Genomic DNA, 13,820 nt, shown 5'->3' with positions numbered 1-13,820 from the left:
TTCCAGAATATTTCTCAACGTATCAAAACACCTCACATTATAACACACGTTGCTAATGTTTCACAATAATATATACATTCTCTTGTAAGCGATGTGCAATGCCATCTAAAATTGCCTCTAAATTATTTGCAACAAATTCTAGTTCCTCTGTCGATTCGCAAACGAATAAAGGAGCACCACCTGCAAATTTTTCTGGAGTCGTTGTTATAACTGCCAGAATAACGCTTTCTAACATCATCTCTTATCTTCCCTTCCTTTCGGGGCTTCCGATGACATATGGACAGCACTTTCTAACGTTGGTACATTTCCTATGACACCTATCGCTTTCTCTGCATCTTGATCTTGCGGCAGGACAAAAATCCCAACCCTGCCATCCTCTAAATCACGCTTTGCTAACGGTACAAGCGCTGGTGTACCAGAATCTCTATAAATCCCTAACGCTACTGAAACATCGTGTAAAATAGCTTGTCGTTGCCCTAAATTTGAGATTGTAACCATCGCATCAATTGATTTCGGCTTTAGAATAAAACCCATACCATATTTCATAATTTCTTCTTGTCTTGCTGGCAATCCAATATTCATAATGTAAATATTGTCAATATAAAGCCCTGCTCCTTCAAAACGAAGCGGAACGCGCTCAATTTCAACAAGATCATGTAGCCTTTTACCAGACATTAATTTTTTCGCAATAAAAAATGCGATTATAGCCATAATTACTCCTGCAATCCATGAACGGAATCCTATATACGCAAACGTCGTTGCAAACGACGTTAACATTGCCAAATAGTTGCGACTTTCAAAAACCAATGCAATTCCTTCAATGTATGTATTTCCACGCGGTACGAGCTCATACCCATCTAATTGTTGAAGCGTATTTCTTTCCATATTACGTACATCACGAAATTGTGTCGCTGCTAATGTAAGAAATGTAATGGCAGAAAAATCTTTTTTCAAAATAGACGGGATTGCAATCGCTCCTAAAGCAGCTGCAATTAACCCCATTGCAATATGAATAATTTTCCCATGTAGCCTCGTCGGATATTGCCGTGTATCCGTCCGAAGCATTAGCACCCTTGTAACTGTCCCCGCTATTACGCCGCATAAAATGGCTGGTGTATATTCAGTCATGTATTACCCTCGCCTTTCTTTTACGTGTTTTTCTCTTAAACCGTTCCATGTATACTGATGCTTTTGCAATCCAAAACAATATTGCCATGAATAATGTAGAAATGGCGACGATATCAAAAAATGCTAAACTACCGTAATCATATGGAAAATTCAATTTCCTAAAAATAAATGTCACTAGCAGCTCTCCTTGTAACATCCCTACATATAGAGAACATAATCGTAATATGCGATCTCCATGCAATAACACCGATGCATACACAAGACCACTACTTAGCAGAAACACTCTATCCACCACAATCCAAATCGGATCATATATTTCTAACAGATGAAAACTTGTATATAACATTGCAATAATAAGCGCCGAAAGTAAGCTATATAATTTTTTCCAGACAGAATATAGCGTGATCCCTATAAAAGAAATAATACAAAGTAAAAGAGCATTTACTGATACCACGAATGAGGCGATCGTTACATGTAACGGAGAGCAAATTATAAAAATCAGTATACAAGCGCCTAACTTCCACCGAATAAGGTCCTTTTTCATAAAAAAGGTTACAATGATCCACCCTATCCAAGCTACAAAATAAAAAGTACTTCCATCCATCAACTTCACCTCCTATGTTTTCCATTATGGGAACTTTTTATGAAAGTTAATCCACTTTATTTACGCATAGTTTTTTCTTATAACAGCAACACTTTTAACAAGGAGGTGTTATTCATTATGGGTAAAGATCGCCAAGAACGAAAACTACGAGAATCACGCCGCGTTGAATCCGATCGTGATCAATCACTACAATATCCAGGTGCAACTGGACTTGATACACCAGAACAGGCTCGAAAACAAAACCAGCACTAATTAATGCAAAAAGACGGTTTCGATATTGTACGAAACCGTCTTTTACATAATCAGTTTAATGTTTTCTATTTATATTGAAATAATATTTCGCACACTATATCCTCCCATTACTTCTTTTTATCTTCACCTATTCCTATTAAAAATTAAGTTCTCTCCAGTAATTCGACAACACACCATCTACATTTTTCAACCCTTTTTCAATTGAAATTTTTACGAAATGATATTTTTATATAATACTAATTCCTTTCTCCACTTTATATTACGAAAAAGAATAGAACAAAAAAAATCAACCGAACGGTTGATTTTTTATCTCCTACTATAATGCGCAGTATCAATACCACGCTGCATTAACCAATGATACGTTTCACCCTTTACAACAAGAGGTACAGATTGCAACTCTTCTATCGTTTTCGCACCAAGAGCTGTCATTATAAATTTCAAATCTGTATGTAGAAGCTCAATTTCATCCACTAACTTCTCGATACCATCTTGCATTAAAATACGTAAAAAGTAACCAGCAAACGCAGTTGTATTCGCCCCTAATGCGATCGCTTTCGCTACGTCAAGCGCTGTTTGTATGCCCCCAGATGCAATAAAAGAGAGGTTATTATTTGTAGAGGTTGCTTCAATAATCGAGGTTGCTGTTTGTATGCCCCAGTTATTAAAATAAGAAAGCATTCGCTGTCTTCTTTCATTTTCAACAGCAGCAAAATTCGTACCACCTTGCCCACCAATATCAATTGCTGTTACACCTACGTTCGCTAACTGCTGCACTGTTTCCTTACTCATCCCAAATCCAACTTCTTTTACAATGATAGGAACTTTACTATTTAAAACAATTTTCTCAATGCGCTGAAGTACTCCAGTAAAATCACGGTCTCCTTCTGGCATCGTTAACTCTTGTATGACATTTAAATGAATTTGCAATGCATTCGCTTCAATCATATCAACGGCACGCTCTGCCTGTTCGATAGTTGCCTCACTACCTAAATTAGCAAAGAAAATACCATTTGGATTTACCTTTCTGATCACCTTATAAGAAGCAGCTTCACTTTCATCTTTTAACGCCGCCATTTGCGAACCTACAGCCATAGCAAGGTTATGATGTTTCGCTACATATGCTAATTGCTCATTAATATGTAACGTTTTCTCTCCTCCACCACCAGTCATCGCATTGATAAAAATCGGCGAACTTAGTGAAAGTTCGCCGATTTTTGTTTCACATGTTATTGTGTCATAATTTGAATTTGGCAAGCTTTGATGCACAAAATCAATATCATGAAAGCCATGCGTACGAGACTGACCAGTAGAAAGAGCGTATTCAATATGATCTAATTTACGTTTTGCCCTTACCACTTGTACCCCTCATTATTTCTTTAATTTTTTCAGTTGTTCACCAATAATATCACTTAATTGGAAAGTAGCAGAATCAGCATTTGGCTCATACTGACTATAATCTTCAGTTACATTATTTTCCTCAAGCGCTTCTTTTATACTTAAAGAAATACGTTTCTCTGCTACGTGAACTTCAAGTACTTTCACTTTTACTTCTTGTCCCATTTCCAATACTTCATTCGGATTTTTCACGTGACGATTTGCAATTTGAGATACGTGTACAAGTCCTTCAACGCCCGGTAAAATCTCAACGAATGCACCAAATGTAACAAGGCGTTTTACTACTCCCTCACGAATATCTCCAGCTTTTATTTCGCCAGCAACGTTTTCCCAAGGTCCTGGTTGAGCTGCTTTAATTGATAAAGAAATACGTTGTGTATCAGCATCAACAGATAACACCTTTACCTTAACCTTTTGACCTTGCTCTAACACTTCAGAAGGTTGCTCTACACGTTCGTGTGAAATTTGTGAAATGTGAACTAAACCGTCCACTCCACCAACATTAACGAATGCGCCAAAGTCAGTTAATCGTTGTACTGTTCCTTCAACAACGTCCCCTTCTTTTAATGAAGAAATTGCTTCTTTTTTCTTAGAATCTAGTTCTAATTCTACTACCGCTTTATGCGAAAGGATTACACGATTTTTTTCACGGTCTAATTCAACAATTTTCACCGCTAATGTTTTACCTTTATAGTCAGTAAAGTCTTCTACATAATGTACTTCTACAAGTGAAGCTGGAATAAAACCGCGAACACCAAGGTCCACAACTAATCCGCCATTCACAATATCTTTTACAGTAACATCAAATACATGACCAGAAGTAAATTTCTCTTGTAGTTCTACCCATGCTTTTTCTGCATCAACAGCACGTTTAGATAAGACAAGATCATCTTCTTCTAATTTAATAATTTTCAACTCTAGTGTTTGATCTAATTCTACAACATCGCTTGCTTTTTCAATATGAACGTTAGCTAATTCACTAATTGGAATTACGCCATCTGTTTTGTATCCAACATTTACAAGCACTTGTTTCTCTTCAACCTTCGTTACAGAACCTGTAACAACGTCACCAACTTGTAATTCTTTTGAATCCATAACTTCTTCATTCATTTTCTCTACCATGGAAATACCTCCCTACAGAATTGACAAAGCATTTTTTATGTATATACGAAATGAAAACAAAGTTTTCATTTGCATGTTTAAGAATTTCTCATCACATACTCTTTTTCAATAACATTCACAAGAAAATATATTAAACCTATATAAATAGTATACAGCAAAACCAGCTTGAAAAAAGTATGTTTTGAAATATAATAGCGAATATATTCTGACAGTTTTATTCCTCTTTAACTAACTTCTTACAAATCAGCTCATTTGTCAAGGAAAGAGACTCACAATTCACGTATCCTTTACATTTCTATTTAAACAAAAAAAGAAAGAGGATTATCCCCTTTCTTTATTTCGCAAACACTCCAGAAACAATGCTCATAATTTTTTGGACAACTTCTTCAATTGATAAAGAAGTCGTATCTAATTCTAATGCATCATCAGCCTTTTTTAGTGGAGAAACTTCGCGTTCTGAATCTAATTTATCACGCTGAGCAATTTCTTCTTTTAGCTGCTCTAAATTAGAATCGAAACCTTTATTTAAATTTTCTAAATGCCTTCTTTCCGCTCTTTCTTCAACAGAAGCAAGCATAAAGATTTTCACTTCAGCATCCGGTAATACATGTGTACCAATATCACGGCCGTCCATTACAACGCCGCCTTTTTTCGCTAACTCTTGCTGACGACGTACCATTTCTTCACGAACAAGGCGATGTTTCGCTACAATAGATACTCGATTCGTCACATCAGGTGTACGAATTACTTCGGAAACATCTTGTCCATTTAAAAATACAAGCTGTGTATTTTCTCCTTGCTGAAACTCAATATTTACATTCTTTACAACTTCCATTAACTGCTCTTCATTTTCAATGTCTACTTTTTGTTGAAGGGCTGCATATGTAAGCGTACGGTACATTGCGCCTGTATCAATATAAACATAAGAAAGTTCCTTCGCAACAACTTTTGCCACTGTACTTTTCCCTGCAGCTGCTGGACCATCTATAGCAATTGAAATTCGTTTATCCATTGTAACACCTCATTTTTTCACTTATAAAACAAAACGAAAAGCAGGTGTTCACCCTGCTTCTTCTCATTTGCTTCGCGTCATTAAATCCTCAATTATTGTAGCATAATCCTTCATAGAAGAAAATGAAAACTACCGATTCACCTGCAAGATTTCCACTTTGTTTTTTACCATAACACCCTCATAATAAACAATTTTAGATAAATATTTCACTGATGACTTATGTATAAATAACAATTGTACAACAGAAAGACAAATGAATTGTATTATTAATATACGAATAAAAATTCTCTCCATCTTTTTCACCGTAATTTCTCCCTCCTATACTATATTTGCACATTTCGTTTCGTAATTTTATACATCGTACATATAGCAGTTAATTTTATTGTCATTTTCGAGGCATACTTTTATACATTTCCATTGTCGAATTTACTCAAAACATGTTATGTTCTAAATGTATTTTTTTACTTGAAAGGGGTATAAGCATTGAAAAGAATCCTAGTTTTACACACAGGTGGAACAATTGCAATGGAGGAAGATAAAGAAACTGGGGTCGTACAACCAGGTAAAAAAAATCCTCTTTTAAAATTCATTCCTGATTTAGAAGGCGATGTTGATTTAATCGTTGAAGATGTGTTCCATCTACCATCTCCTCATATGACACCGAGCGAAATGTTACAATTACAAGTCATCATTGATGAAAGAGTAAAACAAGACAACATTCATGGCGTAGTTATTACGCATGGTACGGATACATTAGAAGAAACAGCTTATTTCTTAGATTTAACAGTACAAGCAACTATTCCGATCGTAGTGACAGGTGCAATGCGCTCTAGCAATGAGTTAGGTGCTGATGGTCTATATAACTTCTTATCAGCTGTAAAAGTTGCTAGTTGTGATGAAGCTGCAGAAAAAGGTGTTTTAGTCGTATTAAACGACGAAATTCATTGCGCTACAAATGTAACGAAAACACATACAAGTAATGTCGCAACATTCCAAAGTCCACAATACGGACCAATTGGAATGGTAACAAAACGCGGCGTTGTCTTCCATCACGCTTTAGTACATCGCGAATCATATACGATAAACAAAGTGTCTAAAAATGTAGTTGTTCTAAAAGCATATGCTGGCATGGATGATACATTATTAGCAGCAATCGAAAATCTTCCTGTAGACGGCATTGTTATCGAAGCTCTTGGACAAGGTAATCTCCCTCCAAGAACACTACCTAGCCTAGAAAGATTATTAAATAAAGGTATTCCTGTCGTATTAGTTTCTCGCTGTTTCAACGGTATCGTTCAAGACGTATATTCGTATGAAGGTGGCGGTAAACACTTAAAAGATATGGGCATTGTATTCACATACGGCTTAAATGCACAAAAAGCACGCATTAAATTACTTGTTGCATTAGAGAATACAAATTCTCATGAATCCATTCAAAATATGTTTATGCACGAATAAAAAGGAGCTGTCGAGATTTTCCCGACAGCTCCTTTTTATTTTTCTCTTAATGCAATGGTTTGCGCAATCGCATCTCCATGAAATCTACCGTTCTCGATAAATATTTCATTTGCATTATTTCCAGCAGCAATGACACCTGCAATGAAAATATTTTCAGCATTCGTTTCCATTCTATCCTCTGTATAAATTGGACGTCCTGTTTCTTCATCAATCTGAACACCCATCTTCGTTAAGAAGCTATGATCAGGATGATAACCAGTCATCGCAAATACAAAATCGTTTTTGATTGTAAAAGCTTCACCATCAACTGTAAACGTTAATGTATGCTCAGTAATCTCTTTCACATGAGCTCCAAAATGCATTTGAATTGTACCGTTTCGTACTAACGCCTCAAATTCCGGCAAAATCCAAGGCTTTATGCTTGGTGAATACTCACTTCCACGATACAGTACCGTTACACGTGCACCAGATTTAACAAGTTCTAACGCGGCATCTACACTCGAGTTTTTCCCACCTATAACTACTACATCTCGATCAAAATAAGGATGCCCCTCTTTAAAATAGTGAGCTACTTTCTTCAATTCCTCACCTGGAACATTCATATAATTTGGATTATCATAATATCCAGTTGCTACAACAATATATTTCCCTATATACATTTCCTTACTTCCGTCACGCTTTGTCGTCTCAACCTGAAAAACTTCTCCATCTTTTTGAACTTTCTCCACTCGCTCAAAAGCATTTACACGTACAGATTTACGTTTTACTACTTCACGATAATACGCAAGCGCTTGATTTCGAAATGGCTTACGATTTTCTGTAATAAAAGCTACATCACCAATTTCTAATTTTTCACTAGAAGAGAAAAATGTTTGATGAGTTGGATAATTATAAATGGCATTTACAATGTTTCCTTTTTCAATTACTAACGGATTTATCCCTACCTTTTGCAACGAAATTGCAGCCGCTAATCCGCACGGACCGCCTCCGATTATAATAACTGTTTCTTTCTGCATACTCGTCCACTCCTAGTCTTCTACCAATGCACTATTTATAAAAACAAGAAAAAACCTACTTACAGCAGTAGGCACCTATCTTTATTGTATTCATTTTTCATATATTTGTCATCTAAACGAAACGTACATCCGATAGACATCTGCTAAAAACTGCTGAAATTTAATACCTTGTTTCCCTAATACATTCTCAGGATCAATCTTTCTAGCTGGATCAAGCGTTTTATGTGACACGATATCTTTTTTCGGATTTAAGCCAAAGTTTTGGCATAAATACGCATGATACCATGTAAAACGATTATACGCTTCCCAAAAGTTAACATCACCACCATAACAAAGTTCCACTCCAATGGCCGCCTTATTCGCGTCATAGCCATATAAGTCATTATCCGTCGGCACACCATATCGAACATGATACGCAACTTCATTTATAGGAATAATCTCCAATATTGTTTTATCATCTATAAATGTATGTGCCGAAGCTTTCGGTTGTAATTCATTAAAGTAATCTCGATTGCCTATCGCATTGCTTCCAGGATTCCCCGTATCATGGCTTACGATAAATCTCACTTTAGTCAGAGGAATCCCCGGTCGTGAACTTCCATATCCAATATAATTGCGCTCTATAGGAAACATCGCCATTGCTACCAACTCCCGCTCTAGAAGATTACCTTACTTCCTTATATATGTATTCGGTAGCAATGTCCTTATCGCATATTTCTTACGCGAAGAGAAAATCGAAAATATTTGAAGTGAACACCATAAACAACAAGATACTTACAGCCACTCCATAAAAACCGTAAAACCAAACACAATCTTCTTTCGTATCTAAACCGAAAAATTTATTTACCGATTGTAATAATGTGCCACGCTTGCTTTGTTTGTTTCGTAATACTTCCACTCGCTCTACAACATCTGCTGGCATCATAAATCTTTGGTCTACTGTCATTTTCATCATTTATCTCTCCTTAAAATCATTTCCGTTTTGTTTATCTAAGGAGAGTATAGCACGTTTGTTCGCATAGAACAAGCGTTCTTTTTATTTTTATTTTATTTTTCAGCAAGCCAAGTAAAAATTGAGATTACAACGGCAATAATCGGCCCTACTACAACCACACCAAATATCAGAAACAGTAGCCCTTCCCCGAACATCCGAACGGTACTTATTTTGCGAGCTTTCATCGTTCTTGCGAGTTCTCCCTCTAACCTATTAACCTTTTCTTCTAATTGTTCTACTCGTTCCAACATTTCATTCTCCATATACAACACCTCATTTAATACTTCAACAAAAAAACGTGATTCCCTCGAAAGGAAATCACGTTTTCTCAAGATATAATATTTTATACCCAACCTCTGAAGCGGCTTGCTTCAGCCATTTTACGAACACCAACCATGTACGCCGCTAAGCGCATGTTCACTTTACGAACTTGTGCTGTTTCATAAATAGAATCAAATGATCTTACCATTACTTTTTCTAAACGTTGTTCTACTTCTTCTTCAGTCCAGTAGTAACCTTGGTTATTTTGTACCCACTCAAAGTAAGATACTGTTACACCACCAGCACTTGCTAACACGTCTGGAACAAGTAAAATTCCGCGATCTGTTAAAATTTTAGTCGCTTCTAATGTTGTTGGACCATTTGCAGCTTCAACAACGATTTTTGCTTTAATATCATTAGCATTTTCTTCTGTAATTTGGTTCTCAATTGCAGCTGGAACTAAAATATCGCAATCAAGTTCTAACAATTCTTTGTTTGAAATTGTATTGTTAAATAGCTTTGTTACTGTACCGAAGCTATCACGACGGTCTAATAAATAATCAATATCTAATCCATTTGGATCATGTAACGCGCCGTAAGCATCTGAGATTGCAATAACTTTCGCACCTGCATCATGCATAAATTTAGCTAAGAAGCTACCAGCATTACCGAATCCTTGAACAACAACGCGTGCACCCTTAATATCAATGCCACGTTTTTTCGCAGCTTCGCGAATACAAATTGTTACACCTTTCGCTGTTGCTGTTTCACGTCCATGTGATCCACCTAATACAAGCGGTTTACCTGTAATAAATCCTGGTGAATTAAATTCATCAATACGGCTATACTCATCCATCATCCATGCCATAATTTGAGAGTTTGTGAATACATCTGGAGCTGGAATATCTTTCGTCGGTCCTACGATTTGGCTAATTGCTCGTACATAACCGCGGCTTAATCTTTCTAACTCACGGAATGACATTTCACGTGGATCACAAATAATTCCACCCTTACCTCCACCATATGGTAAATCAACAATACCACATTTTAAACTCATCCAGATTGAAAGTGCTTTCACTTCATTTTCTGTTACATTCGGATGGAAGCGAATCCCACCTTTCGTTGGACCAACAGCATCATTATGTTGTGCACGATATCCTGTAAATATTTTAACAGTCCCGTCATCCATACGAACTGGTATTTTCACTGTCATCATACGAATTGGTTCTTTTAATAATTCATATACTTCGTTTGGATAACCCAATTTTTCTAACGCTTCACTAATAACAATTTGTGTTGAATTCAATAGTTCAAAATGTTGTTCCCTTTGTTGTTGTGTTTTTGTTTGAGTTCCCTTTTCGGCTACCATAGTAAGTAAACCCCCTGTAATTTCACTTGTTTAGTAAACCTTCATTGCCTAGTATACACCCTTAAATTTGGAATGCAATAGAAAACGCTAACAAATATATACAAACTATTTTCTGTTGCAAGCGTTTTCACTATTATTATAGTCCTTTTATTACTTTTAGAAAAGTAAAATACTTAAATATTTAAATATTTTTTATTTCCATCAACCACACTCCCATAAAACTGCATATTTTATTTTCAAAAAGTATGTTCGAGTATTTACAATCATCCCTTCCCTTCTCCAAATAAAAACAAAACCTCAGCTATGTTGTATTAGCTGAGGTTTTGTTTTTTCACAAAGTAATTGTGTATTTGCTCTATCGCGTTAACATCCATTAATTCTTTACCGTACTCCATGATGCGATAAATGGTTGCTGTAGACGGATTACCGTATTCCGCTAAAATAGCTATAAAATCCGCCTTTAACAATTGAATTTGTTCCTCTTCTTCCACCCAAAGATAGAAGCGCTCATCCCACGTATATAGCTTTCCGCCAGTTACACCAAGGTTATATAAGCGATTCGACAGGTTAATTACGTCATCTAGCGTAGCAAACTCATATAATATATGCTCACTTTCATCTAGAGTCACTTGCATTTCAATAAACTCGTCACGGAACTCATCATCTGTATCCATTTCTTGATTTTCTTTCGTTACAATTACAACCATCCCTTGTGCTTGTAGAGAAAACACTTCAACTGCAATCGGACCATCTGCTTCAAACCCTAATTCCTTATTTGCTTCTTGCATCATATCACGAAATAATTGCTGTACTTTCGGTGCATTTCTCCATAAATCTTCTTTCGTTAATCCTCGTTCAGATAAATCATCAAATGTTAGAAAAATTTTTATCTTATTGTAATTTAATCGTTCCAGCCTCATCTCATACCCTCCCTACGTAACCAATGCATCTAATTTTTATTATATGAAATAGAAAATAGATGGTTCTTTTCGAACAACTATTCCGACATTTTTAACCATCCATCCCATTCTTCTTTCGTATCACCAATTAGGATTGTTTCAATGTCCAACTGGTTTAGAACGCCTAGCTTTCCGATAAATCCAACTAAAAGAGATTCCCTTTTTTCTTGTAATAAATTTATAAAGTTCATCGTCTTTTTCATTTCTTGTTCGTCAGCAAAAGATACAAATACATATTTCGGCTGTATTTCCTCTACCGCTGATAACATACCATCTTCAGCTAAGCTTGTCCTAATATATATCGCCTCATATCCTTTTAAGCGTAAATAAGTTGAAAAAATAAATCCTTTCAATGCATCCTTTTCTAACACAATAACTTTGTGTAAAGAGGAAAACATTGAGGCATTGTGATACACCATCCCTAGACGCGTTTGTAAAAATGATAGTGCATATTGAAATTGCACCATTGAAATCTCATTATTATTTTTTGACGTTAATAATTTGTCTGTCACTCGAAGAACAATACTGGCAACAACCTTCTCTGTTGAATATATACTAAAAGCTTCGTTTAATAATGCAGCAATTGTAATTTCATCAAATTTTAACAAAGCTTGTAGCAAATCGTCCACTAAAACAACTTCTTTATCGAAATGTATCTCTTTTTGAACTGTACTCTGCAAACGATTCTCTTCTAATAATCGAACTGCTTGTCCAATCATCATACCGGAAGAAACTTTTTCCATTAACCATTTTAAAATTTGAATATGCTCTTCTGTATATAAACGATGCCCAGCTTGATTCCGCTTTGGGGCAATAATTTGATATCGTCTTTCCCATGCACGAAGCGTACTCGGCTGAACTCCAATTATATTCGAAACGGCTTTTATATTGTATTTCCCATTAAGAGTTGGCATCATTTCCCTCCGCACAATGTAATGATGTGTGTTTGAGCAGGTGCTCGGAAACGAAGTGGTATCAATGTTGTTCCATACCCATTACTAACAAAGAGAATCGTATTTAAATGGTTATATACGCCACCTTTTAAATATTTTTTAGATGGGAATAATCGGATTTGCCCTCCATGCGTATGTCCACTTAAGACAAGTGAAATCTGTTCATTTCCAGACATTTTTTTTATTATATCAGGGTTGTGACTAACTAGGATACGAAAACCATCTTCTTTACAATCCGCCAATGCCAAATCTAGACGATCACGGTGCAATCCAACATCATCTATACCGAGCAAACAAATTTTCTCGCCTAATTCAGACTCAAATACCACTCTTGTATTATCTAAAACTTTTACGTTATTTTCTAATAATAACGCATCTAATTCATGATATTCTATCTCATAATCATTGTTTCCCCACACAAAATATACAGGAGCTATCTCTCTTAACTTTTGAATATTCGCAGAGATTTTTGATAAAGAGACACCTTTCTCTGCTAAATCTCCTCCGATAATTACGAGATCTACTTTTCCTTTTACTTGTTCAATTAACAAATTCGAAATGACTCTTCTATGAATATCAGAAATAAAAAACACATTTACTTTTTGAAAACTTTTCGGAAATTCTTTAAATACTAAAGTATGTTCCAACACCGTATTACGCATCGCTTCTTTATACATCACAAGAAGCAATAAAATCCCCATGCCTATGAGAGTACTGAATAATATAATCCATATCATATTTTTGACTCCCCTCCTCATAAAGATAATCCTAGGCTTTTATAACAAACTGTGATCGCTTAACTCACTAGCTTTCTTGCTTTGTGGACTTATCTTTTATCGGAATTTTTAATTCTTGACCTGCACTCACTTCATCGTCTTGCAAGTTATTATACTTTTTAATTACTTCAATTCCATTTCCATCTGAAAAATATTGCTTCGCTATACTTTCTAAAGTTTCTCCCTCTTTCACAGTATGCGTTATTAATTTTTCAGAATGTTTCCGCGACTCAGATTTAGCTGAATCAAAGAAGATTACTTCAAACGCACTTTTTCCGGCATTATTACTATCACCCTTCACCTGAATATATTTATCCGTGTACCACAAAATACTAATCGGCAGCAGAATGAATAGAAATGTTAAAACCCGGACGAAAATGTGATTTATTTTAAACTTTTGTTTTTTTTCTTTATTTCTATGAATTTCACTACGCGGCGGTAAACTTTCTTTTTCTTCCACTCGCTCAACTTCTAATTCCTCTTCAAAATCAGGAATTCGTTTCCTCATGTTGTTCACCACC

General features: G+C 35.7%; 18 protein-coding genes. 2 read left to right on the top strand and 16 right to left on the bottom strand.

Features of this window, described 5'->3' with window-relative positions; genetic code table 11:
• Positions 1-52: 52 nt before the first annotated feature.
• From D1166_RS21285 to D1166_RS21275, 3 genes are read right to left on the bottom strand one after another with little or no spacing between them, the layout of a single operon-like run.
• The gene (locus tag D1166_RS21285; protein WP_000979059.1) at positions 53-238 is read right to left on the bottom strand and encodes a capping complex subunit for YIEGIA; all 186 of its coding nucleotides are present in this window, start codon (positions 236-238) and stop codon (positions 53-55) included.
• Positions 235-1,128 (bottom strand): YIEGIA family protein, encoded by an 894-nt coding sequence (locus D1166_RS21280; RefSeq protein ID WP_097861681.1) that lies wholly within the window; start codon positions 1,126-1,128, stop codon positions 235-237. The genes D1166_RS21285 and D1166_RS21280 overlap by 4 nt, the downstream gene beginning before the upstream one ends.
• Positions 1,121-1,732: a YphA family membrane protein gene (locus D1166_RS21275; RefSeq protein WP_000349098.1), complete on the bottom strand. Its 612-nt coding sequence runs from the start codon at positions 1,730-1,732 to the stop codon at positions 1,121-1,123. Before D1166_RS21275 ends, D1166_RS21280 begins: the two co-directional genes overlap by 8 nt.
• Before the next feature lie 117 nt (positions 1,733-1,849).
• Between D1166_RS21275 and D1166_RS21270 the strand changes: the two genes are divergently transcribed.
• Positions 1,850-1,984, top strand: a complete 135-nt coding sequence (locus tag D1166_RS21270) for a YpzI family protein (protein ID WP_000513900.1) — start codon at positions 1,850-1,852, stop codon at positions 1,982-1,984.
• Positions 1,985-2,290: 306 nt separating this feature from the next.
• Here D1166_RS21270 and D1166_RS21265 read toward each other — a convergent pair whose 3' ends face one another.
• The 4 genes from D1166_RS21265 to D1166_RS31365 all read right to left on the bottom strand — a co-directional run bounded on the left by D1166_RS21265 (position 2,291) and on the right by D1166_RS31365 (position 5,816).
• Positions 2,291-3,340 (bottom strand): type 2 isopentenyl-diphosphate Delta-isomerase, encoded by a 1,050-nt coding sequence (locus D1166_RS21265; protein WP_000251037.1) that lies wholly within the window; start codon positions 3,338-3,340, stop codon positions 2,291-2,293.
• Positions 3,341-3,352: 12 nt separating this feature from the next.
• Positions 3,353-4,501: a 30S ribosomal protein S1 gene (gene rpsA / locus D1166_RS21260; RefSeq protein WP_000229559.1), complete on the bottom strand. Its 1,149-nt coding sequence runs from the start codon at positions 4,499-4,501 to the stop codon at positions 3,353-3,355.
• A 334-nt stretch (positions 4,502-4,835) separates the two neighbouring features.
• Positions 4,836-5,513, bottom strand: a complete 678-nt coding sequence (cmk, locus tag D1166_RS21255) for a (d)CMP kinase (protein ID WP_000361257.1) — start codon at positions 5,511-5,513, stop codon at positions 4,836-4,838.
• A 129-nt stretch (positions 5,514-5,642) separates the two neighbouring features.
• Positions 5,643-5,816 (bottom strand): YpfB family protein, encoded by a 174-nt coding sequence (locus D1166_RS31365; protein ID WP_000738057.1) that lies wholly within the window; start codon positions 5,814-5,816, stop codon positions 5,643-5,645.
• A 180-nt stretch (positions 5,817-5,996) separates the two neighbouring features.
• On the opposite strand from D1166_RS31365, the gene ansA reads away from it, so the two are divergent.
• Positions 5,997-6,971, top strand: coding sequence for an asparaginase (gene ansA / locus D1166_RS21250; protein WP_000822026.1), 975 nt, complete (start codon positions 5,997-5,999; stop codon positions 6,969-6,971).
• Between the two features lie 35 nt (positions 6,972-7,006).
• Here ansA and D1166_RS21245 read toward each other — a convergent pair whose 3' ends face one another.
• From D1166_RS21245 to D1166_RS21205, 9 genes are all read right to left on the bottom strand, one after another.
• Positions 7,007-7,987: a YpdA family putative bacillithiol disulfide reductase gene (locus D1166_RS21245; protein WP_001168509.1), complete on the bottom strand. Its 981-nt coding sequence runs from the start codon at positions 7,985-7,987 to the stop codon at positions 7,007-7,009.
• A 108-nt stretch (positions 7,988-8,095) separates the two neighbouring features.
• Complete coding sequence (locus tag D1166_RS21240; protein ID WP_001240655.1) at positions 8,096-8,626, bottom strand: peptidoglycan recognition protein family protein; 531 nt, start codon at positions 8,624-8,626, stop codon at positions 8,096-8,098.
• 79 nt (positions 8,627-8,705) lie between these two features.
• The gene (locus tag D1166_RS21235) at positions 8,706-8,942 is read right to left on the bottom strand and encodes a DUF3961 domain-containing protein (RefSeq protein ID WP_001983018.1); all 237 of its coding nucleotides are present in this window, start codon (positions 8,940-8,942) and stop codon (positions 8,706-8,708) included.
• Between the two features lie 92 nt (positions 8,943-9,034).
• A complete protein-coding gene (locus D1166_RS21230) occupies positions 9,035-9,244 on the bottom strand; it encodes a hypothetical protein (protein ID WP_000426768.1) in 210 nt (69 codons plus the stop codon).
• Positions 9,245-9,324: 80 nt separating this feature from the next.
• A complete protein-coding gene (gene gudB, locus D1166_RS21225; protein WP_000225173.1) occupies positions 9,325-10,611 on the bottom strand; it encodes an NAD-specific glutamate dehydrogenase in 1,287 nt (428 codons plus the stop codon).
• Between the two features lie 311 nt (positions 10,612-10,922).
• Entirely contained in the window at positions 10,923-11,531 is a 609-nt protein-coding gene (locus D1166_RS21220; protein WP_001235402.1) for a genetic competence negative regulator, read from the bottom strand.
• 77 nt (positions 11,532-11,608) lie between these two features.
• Positions 11,609-12,484 carry a MerR family transcriptional regulator gene (locus D1166_RS21215; protein ID WP_001142653.1) on the bottom strand — a complete coding sequence of 292 codons (876 nt, stop codon included), beginning with the start codon at positions 12,482-12,484 and terminating at the stop codon, positions 11,609-11,611.
• Positions 12,484-13,260 carry a metallophosphoesterase gene (locus D1166_RS21210; protein ID WP_000637796.1) on the bottom strand — a complete coding sequence of 259 codons (777 nt, stop codon included), beginning with the start codon at positions 13,258-13,260 and terminating at the stop codon, positions 12,484-12,486. The genes D1166_RS21215 and D1166_RS21210 overlap by 1 nt, the downstream gene beginning before the upstream one ends.
• A 67-nt stretch (positions 13,261-13,327) precedes the next feature.
• Positions 13,328-13,807 (bottom strand): LysM peptidoglycan-binding domain-containing protein, encoded by a 480-nt coding sequence (locus D1166_RS21205; protein WP_097861682.1) that lies wholly within the window; start codon positions 13,805-13,807, stop codon positions 13,328-13,330.
• Positions 13,808-13,820 lie beyond the last annotated feature (13 nt).

The organism is Bacillus sp. ISO11, from assembly GCF_003458115.1.
GTDB lineage: Bacteria > Bacillota > Bacilli > Bacillales > Bacillaceae_G > Bacillus_A > Bacillus_A cereus.
The sequence above is the reverse complement of the archived record's forward strand: the minus strand, read 5'-3'. Positions and strand labels throughout refer to the sequence as shown.

Coding starts and splice junctions, on each gene's coding strand:
- D1166_RS21285 (WP_000979059.1), bottom strand. CDS start 238: ATGATGTTAGAAAGCGTTATTCTGGCAGTTATAACAACGACTCCAGAA.
- D1166_RS21280 (WP_097861681.1), bottom strand. CDS start 1,128: ATGACTGAATATACACCAGCCATTTTATGCGGCGTAATAGCGGGGACA.
- D1166_RS21275 (WP_000349098.1), bottom strand. CDS start 1,732: ATGGATGGAAGTACTTTTTATTTTGTAGCTTGGATAGGGTGGATCATT.
- D1166_RS21270 (WP_000513900.1), top strand. CDS start 1,850: ATGGGTAAAGATCGCCAAGAACGAAAACTACGAGAATCACGCCGCGTT.
- rpsA (WP_000229559.1), bottom strand. CDS start 4,501: ATGGTAGAGAAAATGAATGAAGAAGTTATGGATTCAAAAGAATTACAA.
- cmk (WP_000361257.1), bottom strand. CDS start 5,513: ATGGATAAACGAATTTCAATTGCTATAGATGGTCCAGCAGCTGCAGGG.
- D1166_RS21245 (WP_001168509.1), bottom strand. CDS start 7,987: ATGCAGAAAGAAACAGTTATTATAATCGGAGGCGGTCCGTGCGGATTA.
- D1166_RS21240 (WP_001240655.1), bottom strand. CDS start 8,626: ATGGCGATGTTTCCTATAGAGCGCAATTATATTGGATATGGAAGTTCA.
- D1166_RS21235 (WP_001983018.1), bottom strand. CDS start 8,942: ATGATGAAAATGACAGTAGACCAAAGATTTATGATGCCAGCAGATGTT.
- D1166_RS21230 (WP_000426768.1), bottom strand. CDS start 9,244: ATGGAGAATGAAATGTTGGAACGAGTAGAACAATTAGAAGAAAAGGTT.
- gudB (WP_000225173.1), bottom strand. CDS start 10,611: ATGGTAGCCGAAAAGGGAACTCAAACAAAAACACAACAACAAAGGGAA.
- D1166_RS21220 (WP_001235402.1), bottom strand. CDS start 11,531: ATGAGGCTGGAACGATTAAATTACAATAAGATAAAAATTTTTCTAACA.
- D1166_RS21215 (WP_001142653.1), bottom strand. CDS start 12,484: ATGCCAACTCTTAATGGGAAATACAATATAAAAGCCGTTTCGAATATA.
- D1166_RS21210 (WP_000637796.1), bottom strand. CDS start 13,260: ATGATATGGATTATATTATTCAGTACTCTCATAGGCATGGGGATTTTA.
- D1166_RS21205 (WP_097861682.1), bottom strand. CDS start 13,807: ATGAGGAAACGAATTCCTGATTTTGAAGAGGAATTAGAAGTTGAGCGA.